We start from the raw sequence: 16,604 nt of genomic DNA on the forward strand, positions 1-16,604 counted from the left end.
TTGATCCTGAAGCGAAACCGACGAAGAGCAGGATCGGACCCATGGCGAACGGGAAATCTGGAGCGAACGGAAACGCTGGCGCTGCCGGCACGATGGAACACGACGGACATGAAAGCGTGTTTTTCTCCGCCAGCGACGGTCTTCGGTTGCACGCCGCCGATTATGGCCGCCACGATCCCGCCACCCGGGATCGCCTGCCTGTCGTCTGCCTGCCAGGCCTGACCCGCAACACAAGGGATTTCGACGATCTTGCCCGGCTGCTGTCGACCGATCCGAAAGCGCCCCGGCGCGTGGTCAGCTTCGATTACCGCGGACGCGGGCGCTCCGGCTGGGACAAGGATCCGGCGCGCTACACGATCATCGTCGAGGCCGAAGATGTGCTCAGCGGCATGGCGGCACTGGGGATCGAGCACGCGATTTTCGTCGGCACCTCACGCGGCGGACTGATCATGCATGTTCTGGCCGCCATGCGCCCCGGTGTCATGGCCGCAGGCGTTCTCAACGACATCGGGCCGGTGATCGAAGGCGCTGGTCTGGCCCAGATCAAGGCCTATCTGTCGCGGATGCCACAGCCGAAAAGCTGGGCGGATGCCGCGCAGATCCTGGCCGAAGCCCATTCGAAGAGCTTCCCGGCCCTCAGCGAAACGGACTGGATGGATTTTGCCCGGGCGATCTACATGGAAAAGGACGGCCGGCTGGTGGCTGACTTCGATCCGGCGCTGCTTCACGGCCTCGCCGGCGTCGATCTCAGCACGCCCCTGCCAACTCTATGGCCGCAGTTCGAGGGGCTGGGTGGCATGCCGCTTCTGGCGCTGCGTGGGGAACACTCCACATTGCTCTCGTCCGAGACGTTGATCGAAATGAAGAACCGCGTCCCTTCGCTCCAGACCGAAACGATCCGGGGACACGGTCACGCCCCGATCCTGCACCTGTCGGGCATTCCCGATATCCTGACGAAGTTCTTCGCCTCCGTCGACAAGCAACGCCGCCACTGAACGGCTCGCGCCTGCTGCGACGCGGATCGCGGAAAGCGACGGCGGCTTCTATGTCTTGCCGCCGCGCTTGGATTTGGTATCGGCGGAACTGGCGACTTCGCCCTTGGCGACGCGCTTGGCGAAATCCGTCGAACCGCCCTTGGCGAGGATCTTCGCCTGGCTCACCCATTGCTCCCGCTCGATCCGGCCGGCAAACGACAATTGCTCGGCGAACTCTGCCTGCTGCCTCTTCGTCCAGGCCGCAATCTGCGCGAAACTGTTGATTCCCGCAGCATTCAGCTTTGCTTCGATCTGCGGGCCGATCCCCTTGATTTGCTTGAGATTATCAGGTGAAGCAGCCGCTGAAGGACTGGTCTTTTGTGCCTTCTGTTTCGTCGCCGCTGGTTTGGCGGCCACCGGCCTTTCAGCCTTTGCCTTCGCTGGCTGAGCGCTTGTTGCCCGTGTCCTGGAAGCCGTGGCCTTCGCCGCCGCCGGCTTGCCCGCCCGCGATTTGGCGGCTTTCAGTTTGGATGCCTTCTTGGCCAAGGGAGGGGTCGCATCGGCCGGAGTGCCGGCGGCCACGGATGCCGATTTCTCCGCCGCTTGCGGCTGCGAAGCCAGGGCCGACGGCGGTTGCGGGGTGGTTTCTGGCTCGTAATGCGGTGTTGGCGCCGCAAGTTCGCCGGCAGTCACGGTCCTCGCAGCACCTTCATGGGTGACGGCTGCCGCGGCGCCCGAATGATGCCGCGAACCGCCCAGCCGGCCTTTGAGCCAGCATCCGAACAGGCATCCCAAGCCAAATGCAACGGCCATGAAAACCGCAACCTGCAAAACAAACATGGTCATCTCAGCCCCTCCCGATCAGCTGCCGCCGCACTCAACTGCGCACACGGCCACAGGTCTTCCATCCCACCAGCCCGCCAACGACAAACGCCACCAGCAGCCAAAACCAAAGATGTGTGAACATGTACCACATTAGTCCCTCCATGGGCCGATGGCCCGTCAGTTGAGGACGCGAAACTCGATCCGGCGGTTTGCCGCCTTGCCCTCGTCCGTTTCATTGCTTGCAAGCGGGCGGCTTTCACCATGACCGATGGCGACCAGCCGGTCCGCCGCTATCCCCGCTGCCGTCATGAAGTCGACCACCGCCTTGGCCCGCCGGTCGGACAGGGCCAGGTTGTCGGCGTCCGAGCCATCCGAATCCGTATGGCCGGATATTTCCAGGCGGGTCCGGCCGCATTGCCGCGCGATCCGCGCAATCCGGTCCAGGAACCCGTAGGAATGGTCCTGAATGGCCGCCTCCCCGGTCTCGAACAGGATGGTGTTTGAAGCCGTCAGCCGGTTGAGTTCGGCCTGGCAGGCATCGGGGTTCAGTTCATCCCCCCCGTCGCTGCCGGGCGAGACTGCTGCTTCACCGGAAAATCCTGCCGGAAGCTCCTCGGCCATCAAGCGGGCAACCTGCCGCGAGCCCGCCTCGTTGAGCGCGGACCCGCTGATTGAAACCGTCCCGTCCGCGATGCTGGCTTCGGCTTGATCGAGCCGGCTCAGTGCCTGAAGCGCTGTGACGGCGGCCTCCTCGAAGCTGTCAGGGGCGCCTGGAGCAATCTCGAGCATATCGTTTATCTTTATGGAGCCGAATTTCAGGCGGGCCAGCTCGACAATCCGGGTGTGGAACGCCTCATCTGGAACAAATCCGCTGAGCTCAAGTTCCGGTCCGCTCAGATGCGCCGTCCAGGTATACGAGGCGCCGGGCGCCAGCCCGATATCCGCGGTTCCAAGCACCAGCCCGCCCTGCAACCTGTTGGCCAGAATGTCCTGAATGCCGCGAAACGCCTCCACATCGCTCGCCTCACCGGAAAGATCGAGCCTACCTTCCGTAACGGTCACGGTTCCGGCGGTCATCTTGCCCAGCGCGGTCAACGCAGTTTCTGTGGCCGCCATCCAGTCGACACCATCGGGCACGCCGGTGGCGTACCGCATCCGGTCGTCTGCCCCCTGGTCTCCGCCGATCGAACCGGCGCGCGCCATGATCGCTTCGCGGATCTCGCCACCCGGCACATAGCCGCTGACGACAATCCCGTCCGCGGCCTTCGTGGCGGACCAGGAATACTCTCCGGTCGCGGCGGCGGGTGTAATCTCGACAGAACTCACGATACCGGCCGACGGAGGTACCAGCGACAGCGCGGCCAAGGCCGCCTCGTGATCGTCGGGATTGAGCGCCTGCCCGGTAATATCCATCGTACGGTCGGTGATGCTCATCGACCCCGTCGAGAACCGCGAAAATACGGACAATCCATAGCCGGCGAGCGAAACCAGGCCTGTCGGAGCGCCGCGTGCGAGATTCATCTGGTCGGACAGCGCGATGCCCGGCAACAACCCGGTCAGTGTGGAGATGATGTCGGCGCGTGCGGTTTCATTGGGGACAAATCCGCTCAGGACGATGCCGTTGGGCGTTTTCTCCGCGGACAACCGGTAGGGCTTTTCCTCGGGCAACAGAACCGAAGCATCACTGACATCACGTACGCCGTAGACATTGCGCGCAATGGACAGGGCATCCTTACGGCTCTCCTCGTCCGGCGCCAGGCCGGTCAGTGTGAGATCGCGGCCCTTGATCAGCACCTGCGCCCAGGCATGATCGGTCCGGAGCGCCGATATTGTGCGTGATTGCAGGTCCGCCTCGATCGAGCCGGCAGTGAACCAGATCGCCAGCGCCGAAAGGCACGCCACGGCAGCCAGGCCGGGCCAAATCCAAAGCTTGATGTTTTGCATGAAATCTCCGCCAGACCTTTGCCGACGGCAAGCCTATCACCGCTGCCCGAGCGAGGCCAAGCCTAAAGCGGAACGGGCCTCACCCCACAGGCTGGCGAAAGGCACCCATGCCTGAAATGCAGGCACTAAAAAACCCGGCAGCCAAAGCTGCCGGGTTCCATCAGATCAAACCGAGGTTTGATTAGAATGTGCGACGGACCCACATGAAGCCGCTTGCAGTGTTGGTCTTCACGCCGGTGTAGGTGCGCGAAGTACCCCAGTTACCTTCAAGACGGACGTCCAGGCCCTGAACGGGTTCCCAAGTAAGCGCACCCTCTACGAGGTGAGCGTTCTTGACGGTACCGCCCTTGGCAGCCGAGAAGCCATCAAAGTACTGGTAACCGAGAGTCGCACCCACAGTGTCGGTGATCGCCTGGGTGTAGCCGATGGCACCGGACCACTGAGCAACTTCGTTGGTAAGAATGCCAACCGCGCCAGGCATCGGCATGCCATAGGCGCCGACGATCTTGCTGGAGTAGAAACCACCGATGCGGACCTGACCGCCGGTAGCAGCAACGTCAAACTGAACGCCAGCCTTGACGCCGGTCGAACGGAGGGTCTCGTCGTAACCGACATGCACGAATGCACCGCCCCAGCCCTGGGTTACGCCCAGAACGCCGACGACGTCAGGAGTCCAGTTGAGCGAAGGGTTGGCGTCATGCTCGAGAACCACAGCTGCGTACCATGCACCAGCGTCGTAGCGATAACCGAGCTGCTGACGCTGCTGGTAACCGTACACACCGCCGGCATCGGTCTGGATGAAGCCCCAGTTGCCAACGCCGCCGCCGTAAAGAGCTGCGAATGCCGATTCGGTGTAACCCATGAACAGGCCGCCGAGCCGGATAACAGCCTGGTCGGTAACGACAGGAGCATCAAACGTGTTGGTTGTGTTGCCCGAGTTGGACTGCAGACGAATGTAGCTCTGCAGGGTGCCCAGTTCAGTTTCCGAACGTGCATCAAAGTTGATGCGAGCGCGGGTGTTCTGAGTGTAACCGGCGGTGCCCTTGGTTGCAGTCACGCGGAAGCGGACATAACCGTTGATGTTCAGGCAAGTCTCGGTGCCCGGGATGTAGAAGAAGCCGGTGCCGAAAGCGTCGCAAACGCGGACGTATTCAACGGGCTCGGGCTCAGCTGCAACGATAGCGTCTGCAGCGCGTGCGCCGGAAACAGCAACGAGAGCTGCTGCGGAGCCGATGAGAAGGCTCTTAATGTTCATTTCTGACCTCCAGTCAAAAGTTAATGGTCTGGGTTGTCGCTGAAGGACAGTATTCTCTGTCCCATCCCCACAATGGAAGAAGACAGGCGGGTAATCGCCGTGGCTTCGAAAGTGAACATACTCACCGGAGCAGACCGCGCAACGCAGATCGCTCCCACCGAAGGCTCCTCCGCATGCCTTCACCTCCCCCTGTTGCACAAATGACACGAAATCTTCGCCCGCAGCCCGATTTGTTTACCCTTCGTTAGGAACTCCGGGTCGTCTCCGGACGAACCGAGGCCCGCTTGAGGCAGTTTGGCGGCCTTATCCCGGTTGATTTGCAGCTTCTGGAAGCGATTCCCAGGCCACTTGCCCACCTGTCCACGATTCGCGCCGACTAGTTCCCGGACCCCGGCAAGCGATTGCCGGCAGGGTTTCGAACCCGGCCCGGGGCAACCCTGACCCCGGCTCTCATGAGTTCCATACGCACTCTTATACATGCCTCTTATATAGAGACCTGCAGCGGCAAGGCAGCCGCACTCCACCTCCCAAAAAGCATGAGTAAAGGCAATTTGCTGCCATCCGCCACACTCGGGAGGGCACTTGGCGAAAAGACCTTCGTTCGGAACGGCTGACATCAGCAGAAACACGCCCACGAGACATCGAAACCCATTAGTTAACAATATCAATATTTTAAAGAGCTCAAGTGGCCGCCGTTTGTCTTTTGACTGGAGGTCAGAAATGAACATTAAGAGCCTTCTCATCGGCTCCGCAGCAGCTCTCGTTGCTGTTTCCGGCGCACGCGCAGCCCAGGCGCTTGATCTGGCACGTGCTTTTGGCGGCAGCGGCCCATTTTCAACCATTTCCTATCCGAACTTCAAATACAACTGGAACCAGACCCGCAAGGAAAACGGCTTTTCCGATGATCCACACATGGTGCCGCATATCCTGCGTCACACATGCGCGTCCCGGCTGGTTCAAGCGGGCATCGACTTGAGACGCGTGCAGACTTTCCTCGGGCACCAGACAATTCAGATGACCCTGCGTTATGCCCACCTGGCCACCAACGATCTTGACCAGTGCGCCATAGCTCTCGATGCGGCAAACATGGCGGCCGTCACCAAGTCGCAGTCCCGTGCGAATTCAAGCCATTCAGAGCAAACCAATGGCTTTAAGCAAGCGTCAAAGGCGGCGGCCGAAAAGGGAGAAGCCGGCGCGAAGAGACCAGGCGCAGGCGCGATGCCGGCAGGGAACTGACGCCGGTGCCATACCTGTTGAGGACAATGATGGAATCCTGCCTGAATTGCAGTTGATTACACAGCCATGCTGGGGTAACAGACCACACGACGGAGAGGTGGCCGAGTGGTCGAAGGCGCTCCCCTGCTAAGGGAGTATACCCGGAAGGGTATCGAGGGTTCGAATCCCTTCCTCTCCGCCATTTCGTTTTAATCGTCATCCGTGGCAGCCAGCACCTTGTCGGGCTGGCAGTCTGCACCGTTCGAAAGCCCTGATTCCGCGCCATGGCAACGGGGTTGCGATGACCACGCCGATGCGGCCTCGCGGTATTCGGCCCTGGTTATGCCCAAGGGTTCGAAGGGGTTGCGGATGACCATGGCCCGGCCCCTCTGACAATGCCTCGCAGTCTCCGTCAGTCCGTGAACGGGAGCCGATTTCCGGGTCATGGGCAGCCGGAAACATTCGGAATGCATGCGCGCGGCCCGGTCAGCGCCAACATCGGGATCCGCCGTGGCGGGCCGCCTTCCCCGGCACTCGAAGCTGCAAACCCGCGAGAGGCAGCGACAGTGGCCGGATTGCCCTAGACTGTTTCCCAGCCGTCATGCACCGCCGCGCGGTAGACCGCATCGATGAATTTCTGGTTGAGCATCGACTGCTCAAGGGTGAAGACCTCTTCTTCCCCGCCTCGCGCCTTGCGGACGAAGGCCTCGGCCTGAAGCCGGTATTGCCTGACGCCCGGGAATCGGAAGATCTGCGCTTCCTCGTGATCGGCATTGTGCAGGGTGACGACCGGATGACCGTAGTCTCCCGCATTGAAGGGCGCGGTGACTTCGATAAAGCCCTTTTCGCCGTGAAACACCATCAATTGCCTGAGCGCCATCTGGGTCGAGCAATAGAAGCTCATCTCGAAATCGCCGAAATCCGCCTTGACGCTGGCGTAGATGTCGGTGCCGAACCCCGGATCGCGTTCGACCACGGCCTGCACCCGGAGCGGTTCCCGGCCGGTTGCAAACCGTGTCGAGACCGTCGGGTAGACGCCGATGTCCGGCAGGCCGCCTCCCCCCAGTTCCGGCTTGTTGCGCATGTTGTCCGGGTCGGTGTTGAAATAGGAAAAGGCGCCCTGCACGTGGCGCAGGCGGCCGATGGCGCCATTGCCGATCAGGTCACGGACTTTGCGCCATTGCGGGTGATAGGTCACCATGAAGGCTTCGCAGACCAGCACGTTGTTCGCATCGCGTGCCGCAATCAGCGGCGCAATTTCATCCGCATGCAGGGCGATCGGCTTTTCGCAGAGCACGTGCTTGCCGGCCTGGGCAGCTTTGATCGACCATTCGATGTGCTGCGATGTCGGCAACGGGATATAGACGCCATCCACCTCGTCCGAGGCGATGAGGCCTTCATAGGACCAGAAGGCGAGCGGTGCGCCGAAACGGTCGGCCAGTTCGCGGGCGCGGGCATGGTCGCGGCTGGCGATCGCGGTAACCACGCCGTTCTCCGAATCCTGCAATTGCGGGATCACCTGCTCGCGGCCGATCCTGGCGGTCGACAATATTCCCCATCTGAACATGTAGCTTGCTCCTTATACTTGACGCTCATGACCGGTGGCGCTGACCGGAGCGGTAGCGCACTCCGCTTTCCGCCCCTGAAACCTCAACACCGGCTCTCTGTCGTTGTATCCGCTTGCCCAGGCATGGTGGCCGTCATCGCTTTGCGCTGTCTTCAAGCGCCGACATGGCAATTTGCTGGCGGCGGGCCTCGCGGTACCGGGAAAACTGCGTGTCAGCGATAACCCCGGCCAGAATGACGCTGCCCATGACGGCGAAATTGAGCGAGGACGGAATGCCCAGAAGGTTGACCAGGTTCTGCAGCACCTGCAGCAGGATCACCCCGAGCACCACGCCGACGATCGATCCCTCGCCGCCGCGCAGCGAAAAGCCGCCCAGCACCGCGGCCGCGATGCCGTAGAGCTCATAGAAATTGCCATGCGAGGACGGCTGCACCGAGCGGGTGTACATGGCGAAGAACACCGCCGAGATGCCGGTGAGAAAGGCGCAGAGCACATAGGCCTGGATGATGACGCGGTCGGTGTTGATGCCGGAATAGCGCGCGGCTTCCACATTCTTGCCGACCGCGAACAGGTGCCGGCCAAAGACCGTGCGGTGCAGCAGGAACCAGGCGACGACGGCCACCAGCGCGAAGGCGATCACCGAATGCGGCACGCCGGCGGTGCGGCCCGAAACAAGGAACTCAAGCGTCGGAAAATTCGATCCGAATGTGAAGCCGGCGGTGCCGTCATTGGTGTAAAATCGCGCAACGCCGCGATAGATCAGCAGGCCACACAGCGTGACCACAAAAGGCTGCAGCTTCAGCCGGGTGATCAGCCAGCCGTGCAGAAGGCCGATGAAGACCGAGAGCACCAGGACGACCGCCAGCGCCATCGGCCAGGGCACGCCGAAGCTGGCGATCAGGTCGACGAAGATGACGCCCAGCAGCGCAATCACCGACCCGATAGACAGTTCGATGCCGGCGGTGACGATGACGAAGGCCTCGGCGATCGAAAACAGCCCGAACAAGCCGATCAGGTTGGCCGTGTTGGCCAGGTTGATCGGCGACAGAAACCGCGGATTGACCATGGCGACGATCGCGCCGACGGTGATGACAAGCGTGGCAAGGCCAATGTCTTTCTTCTGCATGTCTGTTCTTTCTATTCCACCTATTCCACGGCGAGCCGGAGAATGTTTTCCTCGGTCAGTTCCGTCCGGCTCAGGATCCCGCTGATCCGCCCGCGGCACATCACGGCAACCCGGTCCGAGATGCCGATCACTTCTTCCATGTCCGACGAGATCATCAGGATCGCCACGCCCTGCCCCGCCAGTTCCTGCATCAGGTGGTAGACTTCCGCCTTGGCGCCGACATCAATGCCACGGGTTGGCTCGTCCAGGATGATCAGCTTGGGGTTCATCGCCAGCCATTTGGCCAGAACCACCTTTTGCTGGTTGCCGCCCGAAAGCTCCGCCACTGCGCGGTTAAGGCCCGACGCCTTGATCTGGAGTTTCTTTCTCGACTCCTCGGCCAGCCCGGTCACCGCCCCGGCATCGACAAATCCCCGCCTGGCCAGTGCCGCGTGGCTCGGCATCGCAATGTTTTCCATCACCGCGAAATCGAGAAACAGGCCCTCGCCCTTCCGATCCTCCGGCACCAGGCAGATCCCGGCGGCGATCGCGGCCGGAACGGAGTTGCCCGGAAGCGGCTGTCCGTCCATCTCGATGCTTCCGCCCTCGATCCGGTCAATGCCGAATATGGCCCGTGCAAGTTCGGTCCGCCCAGCACCGACCAGCCCCGCAAGGCAGGTGATCTCTCCGGCGCGCAGGCAGAGGTCCAGGCTCTGGTGCGGATAGGTACTGGTGCGCAGCGCCTTGATCTCCAGCACCGGCTTGCCCGCCACATTGTCGGATTTCTCGTAGAACTGGCTGACATCGCGCCCGATCATCATCCGGACCATCGTGTCCTTGTCGATCTCGCTCCGGGACAATTCACCCGCATTGCGGCCGTCACGCAGCACAACGACGCGGTCGGCCACGTCGGCGATTTCAGCCAGCCTGTGGGTGATGAACAGCACGGCCACGCCGTCGGCGCGCAGTTTCCTGATGACTTCGAGCAGCCGGTTGGTCTCCGACAGGGTCAGGCTTGACGTCGGCTCATCGAGGATCAGAAGGCGCAAGTTGATCGAAAGGGCACGCGCGATCTCGAGCAATTGCTGGTCGGCCAGCGAGAGCTCGGATACGGCATCCCTCGGTCCGAAGCGGGTACCCAGCATTTCAAGGATCGGCGCCACTTTCTCCTGCATCGCGGCCTGGTCGAGAAAGCCGAAAAAGCCGTGCCGCATCTCCCGGCCAAGCAGCACGTTTGCCGTGACGTCGAGATTGGAAAAGGGATTGAGTTCCTGGTGGACGAGCGCGATTCCCAGTTGGTTGACGCCCGCCGGCGTAAGATGGCTTGCCTCCTGCCCGTCAATGACAATTCGGCCTTCGTCTGGGGCGACGGCGCCGCTGATGATCTTCATTAATGTGGATTTGCCGGCGCCGTTCTCTCCGATCAGACCGACGACCTCTCCACCACGGATGCTCATGGCGATATCGTTGAGCGCGATGGCGCCCGGATAGACCTTGGTGATCCCGGCAAGTTCTATCGATATATGCTTGCCTGCTTGTTGGGTCATCGTTCTTCCAGATGAGAATGTGGGATCTGGAGGCTGCACGAGTACCGGGAAGTCAGCTCGTGCAGCCTGAACAGAGTATTGGAGTACTCTGCTTATCCGCCGATGCGGGCTTTCAGCTCCGCCTCGAAGGCATCGACATTGTCCTTGCCGATCTTTTTCGTCGGGACGATGATAAGGCCGTCAGCCGGGATCTGCGACTTGTCGCCTTCCAGGTAGGCGGCCATCAGCTTCATGCCCTGGTATCCCCACTGGTAGGGATCCTGCACCACGGTACCGGCGAAGCTGCCCTCGCGAACGGCGCCGAGCGTGATCGGATCCTCGTCGAAACCGATCACCGTGATCTCGCCCAGCTTGCCGGCGGCCTGCAGCGCTTCATAGATCTTGGGCGGATTGTAGGAATAGAACCCGACCATGCAGTTGATGTCCGGATTGGCAGCCAGGACGTCGTCGACATTGGAGCGTGCCCGGGCAAAATCGACATCGTCGCCGCGCACGTCGACCAGTTCGATGCCCTTGCCTTCCACCGCCTGCCGGAAGCCGGCGATGCGCTCGACGGCGTTGTCGGCGCCGAGAAAGCCGACGAAGCCCATGCATTTGCCGCCATTCGGCAGGGCTTCCACGGCGATCTCGCCTGCCTGCACGCCGGCTGCCGTGTTGGACGAGCCGAGATAGGCGATGCGGTTGCTGTCGGGAGCGTCACTGTCGGTGGTAAACAGCGGCACCTGGGCGGCGATCCGGTTGAACGCATCGATCGAGTTCTTCGGATCGGCCGACGAAATCATGATCGCGTCGGTTCCCGCAGCCACCAGGTCGTCCATCAGGGCATTCTGTAGCGCAGCGGTGCCCTGGGCCGGATAACGAAACTGCAGCTCATAGCCTGGAAGCTCGGCCTGGGCCGCCTTCACGCCGGCTTCCGACAGTTTCCAGAAATCGGACGCCGCATTGACCACGAAAGCCAGCGCCGGCTTTTCCTGTGCAAAGGCGCCGCTGGCTGCCAGCACGACGCCCGCAGTCAGAAGTATCGACTTGAGATTGTACATGATTTTCCTCCCCGCAGCCCTTGTTCCTCCAAGGCCGCTGTTAAGTCAGTTCGATTGGGTGCGCAGTTAATATTATTACTAATACGTACCGATGAAGGGGAACGACGGGGCGGCTCTTTCAAACCAACCCCATCGCCCTCGGGAGACCTAGTTGTCGGCGCAGAAGCCGGGATCTTCCTGGTTGCAAACGTCAAGCCCGGTGAACAGCGGATCATCCACGGTCTCGCCGTTGATAAGCTGGATCATCACATCCGGCGCCTTGTAGCCCATTTCGAACGGACGCTGCCCGACTTGGGAATGGCTGCGGCCATCACGGAAGGCCTGCGTCTGCGGCGGCAGGGTGTCGCCGGCGATGATGATCAGCTCCTTGCTCTTGAGCTTGTCCATCACCTGGTCGGTCACCTGGGCATAGGCTTGCGGCGCAAACTGGGCCCAGCCACCGATCAGGATGAAGGCATCAAGATCCGGATTTGCGGTGAACACATCCGACATCTGCTGGTTGGCAAGATCGGCCTGATCGTTGGTGAAGACCGGGCACCCCTCGATCTCCGCCCAGCCGCCCTGGCCGGTCAGGCGGTCGATGCCCTTCTCGCCGGACGCGGTGTCACGGAAACCTTGCGCGCGAGCATTGATGTTGTCGGCAGCGACATTGCCGAGCTGCAGGCAGACCGTCCCGCCGTCAGGCTTGAGCGCGCTCGCCTGTTCAGCCATTTTCACGCCCATCAGGTAGTTGTCAGTGCCCAGATAGGTCTTGCGCAGATCGCGGTCCGCCTCAAGGAAATCGGCATCGACCGTCATCACCGGAACAGTCGGCGCAATCGACCGGATGCGGTTTGCCATGGCCGGCGCGTTCGACGGCGAAATGGCGATTGCCGCGACACCGCGGGTCAAGAGATCGTCAACTATCTGCACTTCGCCGGCCTCGTCGGCCGACGATGCCGGACCGGTGTAGAGACATTCATACTCACTGTCCGCGTTCTCGGACATCCACTTCTTGCACCCCAGATTGATCTGCTCGAAGAAAGGGTTGTCCAGTCCCTTGACGACGATCGCCAAGATCTTCTTGTCCTGCGCGGCGGCAGAACCCGCCGCCAGCGTCATCACTGACAGGGCCGTCATGGCCAACAGTTTCATTTTCATAATTCTCTCTCCTCCACTGAAAACCGGCCGGGCCTCCTGCCTTAGCCGGGATACCAAACCACGCGCGGGTCGTTGTCCTCGCGTTCGTATGCAAAGGCGCGATCGGCGAGCTCCTCCAGCCCCACCTCCGGCGCCCATCCGAGCACCATCCGCGCCTTTGAATTGTCGAGCCAGTTGCTGTGAAAAGGCGTGTCGATCTCGATCGGTTCCAGGTCCTTGCTGGCCTTGAGCACCTTGCCGACGACGCCGTAATCGACCGGCTGGTCCATCGATATGTTGAAAAGCTGACCCTGCGCCCGCGGATTGCCGATCGTGGCCAGGATTGCCGAAACCAGATCGTCGACATGGACGAAATTCCGCTTCAGGTAATCGCCGTTGACATCGCGCAATACGGGCACGTAGCGGCCATTCCGGTAACGATGCAAAACGGCCTCATCGACAATCTCGGTCCACCGAGGTCCGCCGAACTGGCTGTCGCCGAAATCAAGCGCGAAGCGGAAATCATCCTTTTCCATGATCCACGGCGCGCGCAACGTCGACCAGTTGACCCCATACTGGATGCCGTATTGCTCCAGCATGGTCTCTTCCAGCACCTTGGTCAGCGCGTAGCAGCCCGGATAGGCCTTGCGCACCGAGGCCTCGGTGATCGGCTCGTCATAGGGCTGAAAGATGTGACCAACCACGCAATCGCCGCTGAGCAGGATGAACTGACGCGCCTGCACCGACCTGCGGAATTCTTCCAGCAGATGAAAAAGCCCCTTCAGGGCCACATCGAAGACCAGGTCCGGCGATTCCTTGACCGCGGCGAGATGCACCACATGGGTCACGCCCGCCATCGCCTCGGCGATCACGGCCTCGTCGGAGAGCGAGCCGGAAACAATGGAAAGACGCGCGCGCGGCTCAACGAACCTGTTGTGGCACAGCGCGACGACCTCCCAGTCGGCAAAACGGGAGTCGGCGAGGAACGCAGGAATGAACACCTGCCCCACCTTTCCCGCAGCGCCCGTCACCAGCAGTCTCATCCATTTCCTCCATCCCGTATCAAAACTTGCCCAAACAATATTTACTAATAATATTAAGTCAAGCTATTAGTCATACTATATGCTAGAATGCGCTCAGGAGGAGTGAGGTGGGCGGTTCATTGACGGCACACCCATAGGGCGAACCCGACGAGGAGGAACAATGTCGCGGCTTGTAATTACTGGACTATCAAAGAACTTTGGGGCGATTCAGGCGCTGTCAGGCGTGTCGCTATCCATTGAACCGGGAGAAGTCCTCGGCCTGATGGGCGACAACGGGGCGGGCAAATCCACCCTGGTCAAGATCATTGCCGGCAACTTCCGGCCATCGGCCGGCAACATCCGGATCGATGGAGAGGAGATGGATTTCCACAGGCCGATCGATGCCCAGCGTGCCGGCATTGCCATGGTCTACCAGGACCTGGCTCTGAGCGACAATCTCACTGCCGCGTCCAACGTGTTCCTCGGAAGAGAGCCCATGCGCAGGCTCGGCCCGTTCAAGTACATCGACTACAAGCACATGAACACGGTTTCGGCGGAGCTGTTCAAGCAGCTCAAATCGGAAACCAGGCCACGCGACCTCGTGCGGAAAATGTCCGGAGGCCAGCGTCAGGCAGTCGCCATCGCGCGCACGCTGCTCTCCGAACCGAAGATCGTCATGATGGATGAACCCACGGCCGCCATTTCCGTGCGCCAGGTCGCCGAAGTGCTCGATCTGATCCGCCGGCTGCGCGACCGCGGCATCAGCGTCATCCTCATCAGCCACAGAATGCCGGATGTCTTCAGCGTGTCGGACAGGATTGCCGTTCTGCGCCGTGGTGAACTGGTCAGCAGCAAGGCAGCGGCCCAGTCATCACCCGAAGAAGTAACCGGTCTCATAACCGGCGCCATCGACGCCGCCTGAAAGGAACACGACAATGACGACACTCGATGACATCATCGGCAGGTCACAGCACGAAAGCCTGTTCTCCCGCATCAAGCGGCTTCCGGTCTTCTGGGTTTTCACCGCGGCTCTGCTTGCCTGCCTGGCGCTCACCCTGATGACCGATACCTTCGCCAGCGAACGCAACCTGTTCAACGTCGCCCGCAATTTCGCCTTTGTCGCCATCATTGCCATCGGCATGACGGCGGTGATTGCATCCGGCGGAATCGATCTTTCCGTCGGTTCCTCGGTCGTGCTCAGCGCCATGGTGATCAGCGTTGCCATGTCGAGCGGCTTGTCGTTCTGGATCTCGGCCATTCTCGCGCTCGGCGCCGCGCTCGCCGTTGGACTTTTCAACGGCATCCTGATCGCCTATGCGGGGATGCCGGCCTTTGTCGTCACGCTGGGGACCCTGTCGGCTGCCCGGTCCCTCGCCATGGTCCTGTCCGACAACAAGATGATCTGGGAGTTCGGACCCGATCACGACATCCTGCTCTGGGTCGGTGGCGGCTCAACATTCGGCCTTCCCCACCCGCTCTATGTTCTCACCGTGCTGACGATTGTCATGTCGCTGGCGTTCAAGTGGACCCGCTGGGGACAGCATCTTTTCGCCATCGGCAGCAACGAGAACGCCGCTGTGCTGACCGGGATCGCGGTCAAGCCGCTCAAGGTCAGCATCTACATGTTCTCCGCCTTCACTGCAGGACTGGCGGGCATCCTGATGGCCGGCTGGCTTGGCAGCGTCACCACCAATCTCGGCCAGGCAATGGAGCTCACGGTCATTGCCGCCGCCGTCATCGGAGGCGCCAACCTCGCCGGTGGCGAAGGAACCGCATTCGGAGCCGTCGTCGGCGCCCTGTTGATAGAGGTTATCCGCAACTCCCTCATCTTGCTCGGCATCTCGACTTTCTGGCAGGGAATGTTCATAGGTACCTTCATCATCGTTGCTGTGGCATTCGACCGATTCCGGAATTTCCGATCATAGGTTGAAGTGAAGTTTGGGGGCGCCATGGCACGCATCATGGAGAATGCCTTGAAACCAACAATGATGGATGTCGCCGCCCGGGCGGGCGTGTCGCAGGCAACGGTATCCCTGATCCTCAATGGAAGTTCGGGAGCCCGTTTCAGCGAGGCGACGCGCAAGAAAGTGATGGATGCGGTCAATGAGCTTGGCTATCGGCTTCCCAACCGGTCGATAGCCACCGATCCGTCGGACAGCAGCGTCATTGCGTTCATCACGGACGAGCTGACGACCGACCCGTGGATGGCGCTGGCGTTCGAAGGCGCCCGCGAAAAGGCGCTCGAGCTGGGCGTTATCGTCACGCTCGGCATTTTCCGAGCCGGCGAGGATCCGAATGAGGACGTGTTTTCGCTGTGCCAGCGGCAACCGCTTCTGGGCTACATTTTCGGCACCATCCTGACCCGCAAGATCGACCCGCCAGCCGCTCTTTTCAAAATACCCTCGGTTCTCGTCAACTGCTACGACCAGAACCGGGGCCTGCCGTCAATTCTGCCGGGCGACGTTGCCGGTGGCCGCGCGGCGACCGAAAGGCTGATCCAGGCCGGCCGGCGCAGGATCGGGCTGATCAATGGCCAGGATGGCCTCGACAATCCGCGCGACCGTTTGCGCGGCTACAAGCAGGCGCTGGCGAGCAACGATTTCACCTTCGATGCCGAGCTGGTGCGATACGGAAACTGGGAACCGTCCTCGGGATACTCGGAAACCCATGCGCTGATGGATCTGGCCAACCCGCCGGACGCAATCTTCTGCGCCAACGACCTGATGGCGCTCGGCTGCATCGAGGCGCTCAAGGAACGCGGCAAGTCCATTCCCGGCGATGTTTCGGTAATCGGCTTTGACAATCGCGACATAGCCCAGTTCATTCGCCCTCCCCTGACAACCCTGCATCTGCCGATGTTCGAAATGGGCGCGATGGCTGTGGAGATGATCCACGACATCGCCGGCGGGCTGAAGAGCAGCCACGATCAGCTCAAGGTCGAATGCCCGATCATCGAGCGGGAATCCGTCTAGTCTTGACAGCGCTCAGGCG

At 61.3% G+C, this 16,604-nt stretch carries 14 protein-coding genes and 1 tRNA gene; 6 read left to right on the plus strand and 9 right to left on the minus strand.

The window, feature by feature from the left end; translation table 11 throughout:
• Window positions 1-92: 92 nt before the first annotated feature.
• On the plus strand, window positions 93-995 hold the full coding sequence (locus tag O4H62_RS09550; RefSeq protein WP_269387575.1) for an alpha/beta fold hydrolase: 903 nt from the start codon (window positions 93-95) through the stop codon (window positions 993-995).
• Between the two features lie 48 nt (window positions 996-1,043).
• On the opposite strand, the gene O4H62_RS09555 is transcribed toward O4H62_RS09550, so the two are convergent.
• The 3 genes from O4H62_RS09555 to O4H62_RS09565 all read right to left on the minus strand — a co-directional run bounded on the left by O4H62_RS09555 (window position 1,044) and on the right by O4H62_RS09565 (window position 4,998).
• Complete coding sequence (locus O4H62_RS09555) at window positions 1,044-1,820, minus strand: hypothetical protein (RefSeq protein ID WP_269387280.1); 777 nt, start codon at window positions 1,818-1,820, stop codon at window positions 1,044-1,046.
• Window positions 1,821-1,976: 156 nt separating this feature from the next.
• Window positions 1,977-3,743 (minus strand): OmpA family protein, encoded by a 1,767-nt coding sequence (locus O4H62_RS09560; RefSeq protein WP_269387281.1) that lies wholly within the window; start codon window positions 3,741-3,743, stop codon window positions 1,977-1,979.
• Window positions 3,744-3,924: 181 nt separating this feature from the next.
• Window positions 3,925-4,998: a porin gene (locus O4H62_RS09565; RefSeq protein ID WP_269387282.1), complete on the minus strand. Its 1,074-nt coding sequence runs from the start codon at window positions 4,996-4,998 to the stop codon at window positions 3,925-3,927.
• A 720-nt stretch (window positions 4,999-5,718) separates the two neighbouring features.
• Between O4H62_RS09565 and O4H62_RS09570 the strand changes: the two genes are divergently transcribed.
• Window positions 5,719-6,234, plus strand: coding sequence for a tyrosine-type recombinase/integrase (locus O4H62_RS09570; RefSeq protein WP_430538401.1), 516 nt, complete (start codon window positions 5,719-5,721; stop codon window positions 6,232-6,234).
• A gap of 91 nt (window positions 6,235-6,325) precedes the next feature.
• Window positions 6,326-6,415: transfer RNA gene (locus O4H62_RS09575), tRNA-Ser, on the plus strand.
• Between the two features lie 378 nt (window positions 6,416-6,793).
• Here O4H62_RS09575 and O4H62_RS09580 read toward each other — a convergent pair.
• The 6 genes from O4H62_RS09580 to O4H62_RS09605 form a co-directional block, all read right to left on the minus strand.
• Window positions 6,794-7,780 (minus strand): Gfo/Idh/MocA family protein, encoded by a 987-nt coding sequence (locus O4H62_RS09580; protein WP_269387284.1) that lies wholly within the window; start codon window positions 7,778-7,780, stop codon window positions 6,794-6,796.
• A gap of 133 nt (window positions 7,781-7,913) precedes the next feature.
• Window positions 7,914-8,906, minus strand: a complete 993-nt coding sequence (locus tag O4H62_RS09585; RefSeq protein WP_269387285.1) for an ABC transporter permease — start codon at window positions 8,904-8,906, stop codon at window positions 7,914-7,916.
• Window positions 8,907-8,926: 20 nt separating this feature from the next.
• Window positions 8,927-10,432, minus strand: coding sequence for a sugar ABC transporter ATP-binding protein (locus O4H62_RS09590; RefSeq protein WP_269387287.1), 1,506 nt, complete (start codon window positions 10,430-10,432; stop codon window positions 8,927-8,929).
• A gap of 92 nt (window positions 10,433-10,524) precedes the next feature.
• Window positions 10,525-11,472 (minus strand): sugar-binding protein, encoded by a 948-nt coding sequence (locus O4H62_RS09595; protein WP_269387288.1) that lies wholly within the window; start codon window positions 11,470-11,472, stop codon window positions 10,525-10,527.
• Window positions 11,473-11,619: 147 nt separating this feature from the next.
• The gene (locus O4H62_RS09600) at window positions 11,620-12,606 is read right to left on the minus strand and encodes a substrate-binding domain-containing protein (RefSeq protein WP_269387577.1); all 987 of its coding nucleotides are present in this window, start codon (window positions 12,604-12,606) and stop codon (window positions 11,620-11,622) included.
• Window positions 12,607-12,653: 47 nt separating this feature from the next.
• Complete coding sequence (locus O4H62_RS09605; RefSeq protein ID WP_269387289.1) at window positions 12,654-13,634, minus strand: NAD-dependent epimerase/dehydratase family protein; 981 nt, start codon at window positions 13,632-13,634, stop codon at window positions 12,654-12,656.
• 160 nt (window positions 13,635-13,794) lie between these two features.
• On the opposite strand from O4H62_RS09605, the gene O4H62_RS09610 reads away from it, so the two are divergent.
• Genes O4H62_RS09610 through O4H62_RS09620 form a run of 3 tightly spaced genes read left to right on the plus strand, consistent with a single transcriptional unit; the run spans window position 13,795 to window position 16,585 of the window.
• A complete protein-coding gene (locus O4H62_RS09610; protein WP_269387291.1) occupies window positions 13,795-14,535 on the plus strand; it encodes an ATP-binding cassette domain-containing protein in 741 nt (246 codons plus the stop codon).
• A gap of 13 nt (window positions 14,536-14,548) precedes the next feature.
• Window positions 14,549-15,538: an ABC transporter permease gene (locus O4H62_RS09615; protein ID WP_269387293.1), complete on the plus strand. Its 990-nt coding sequence runs from the start codon at window positions 14,549-14,551 to the stop codon at window positions 15,536-15,538.
• A 48-nt stretch (window positions 15,539-15,586) separates the two neighbouring features.
• Window positions 15,587-16,585: a LacI family DNA-binding transcriptional regulator gene (locus tag O4H62_RS09620; protein WP_269387295.1), complete on the plus strand. Its 999-nt coding sequence runs from the start codon at window positions 15,587-15,589 to the stop codon at window positions 16,583-16,585.
• Window positions 16,586-16,604: the final 19 nt, after the last annotated feature.

The organism is Parahoeflea alexandrii, assembly GCF_027214025.1.
GTDB lineage: Bacteria > Pseudomonadota > Alphaproteobacteria > Rhizobiales > Rhizobiaceae > Hoeflea > Hoeflea alexandrii_A.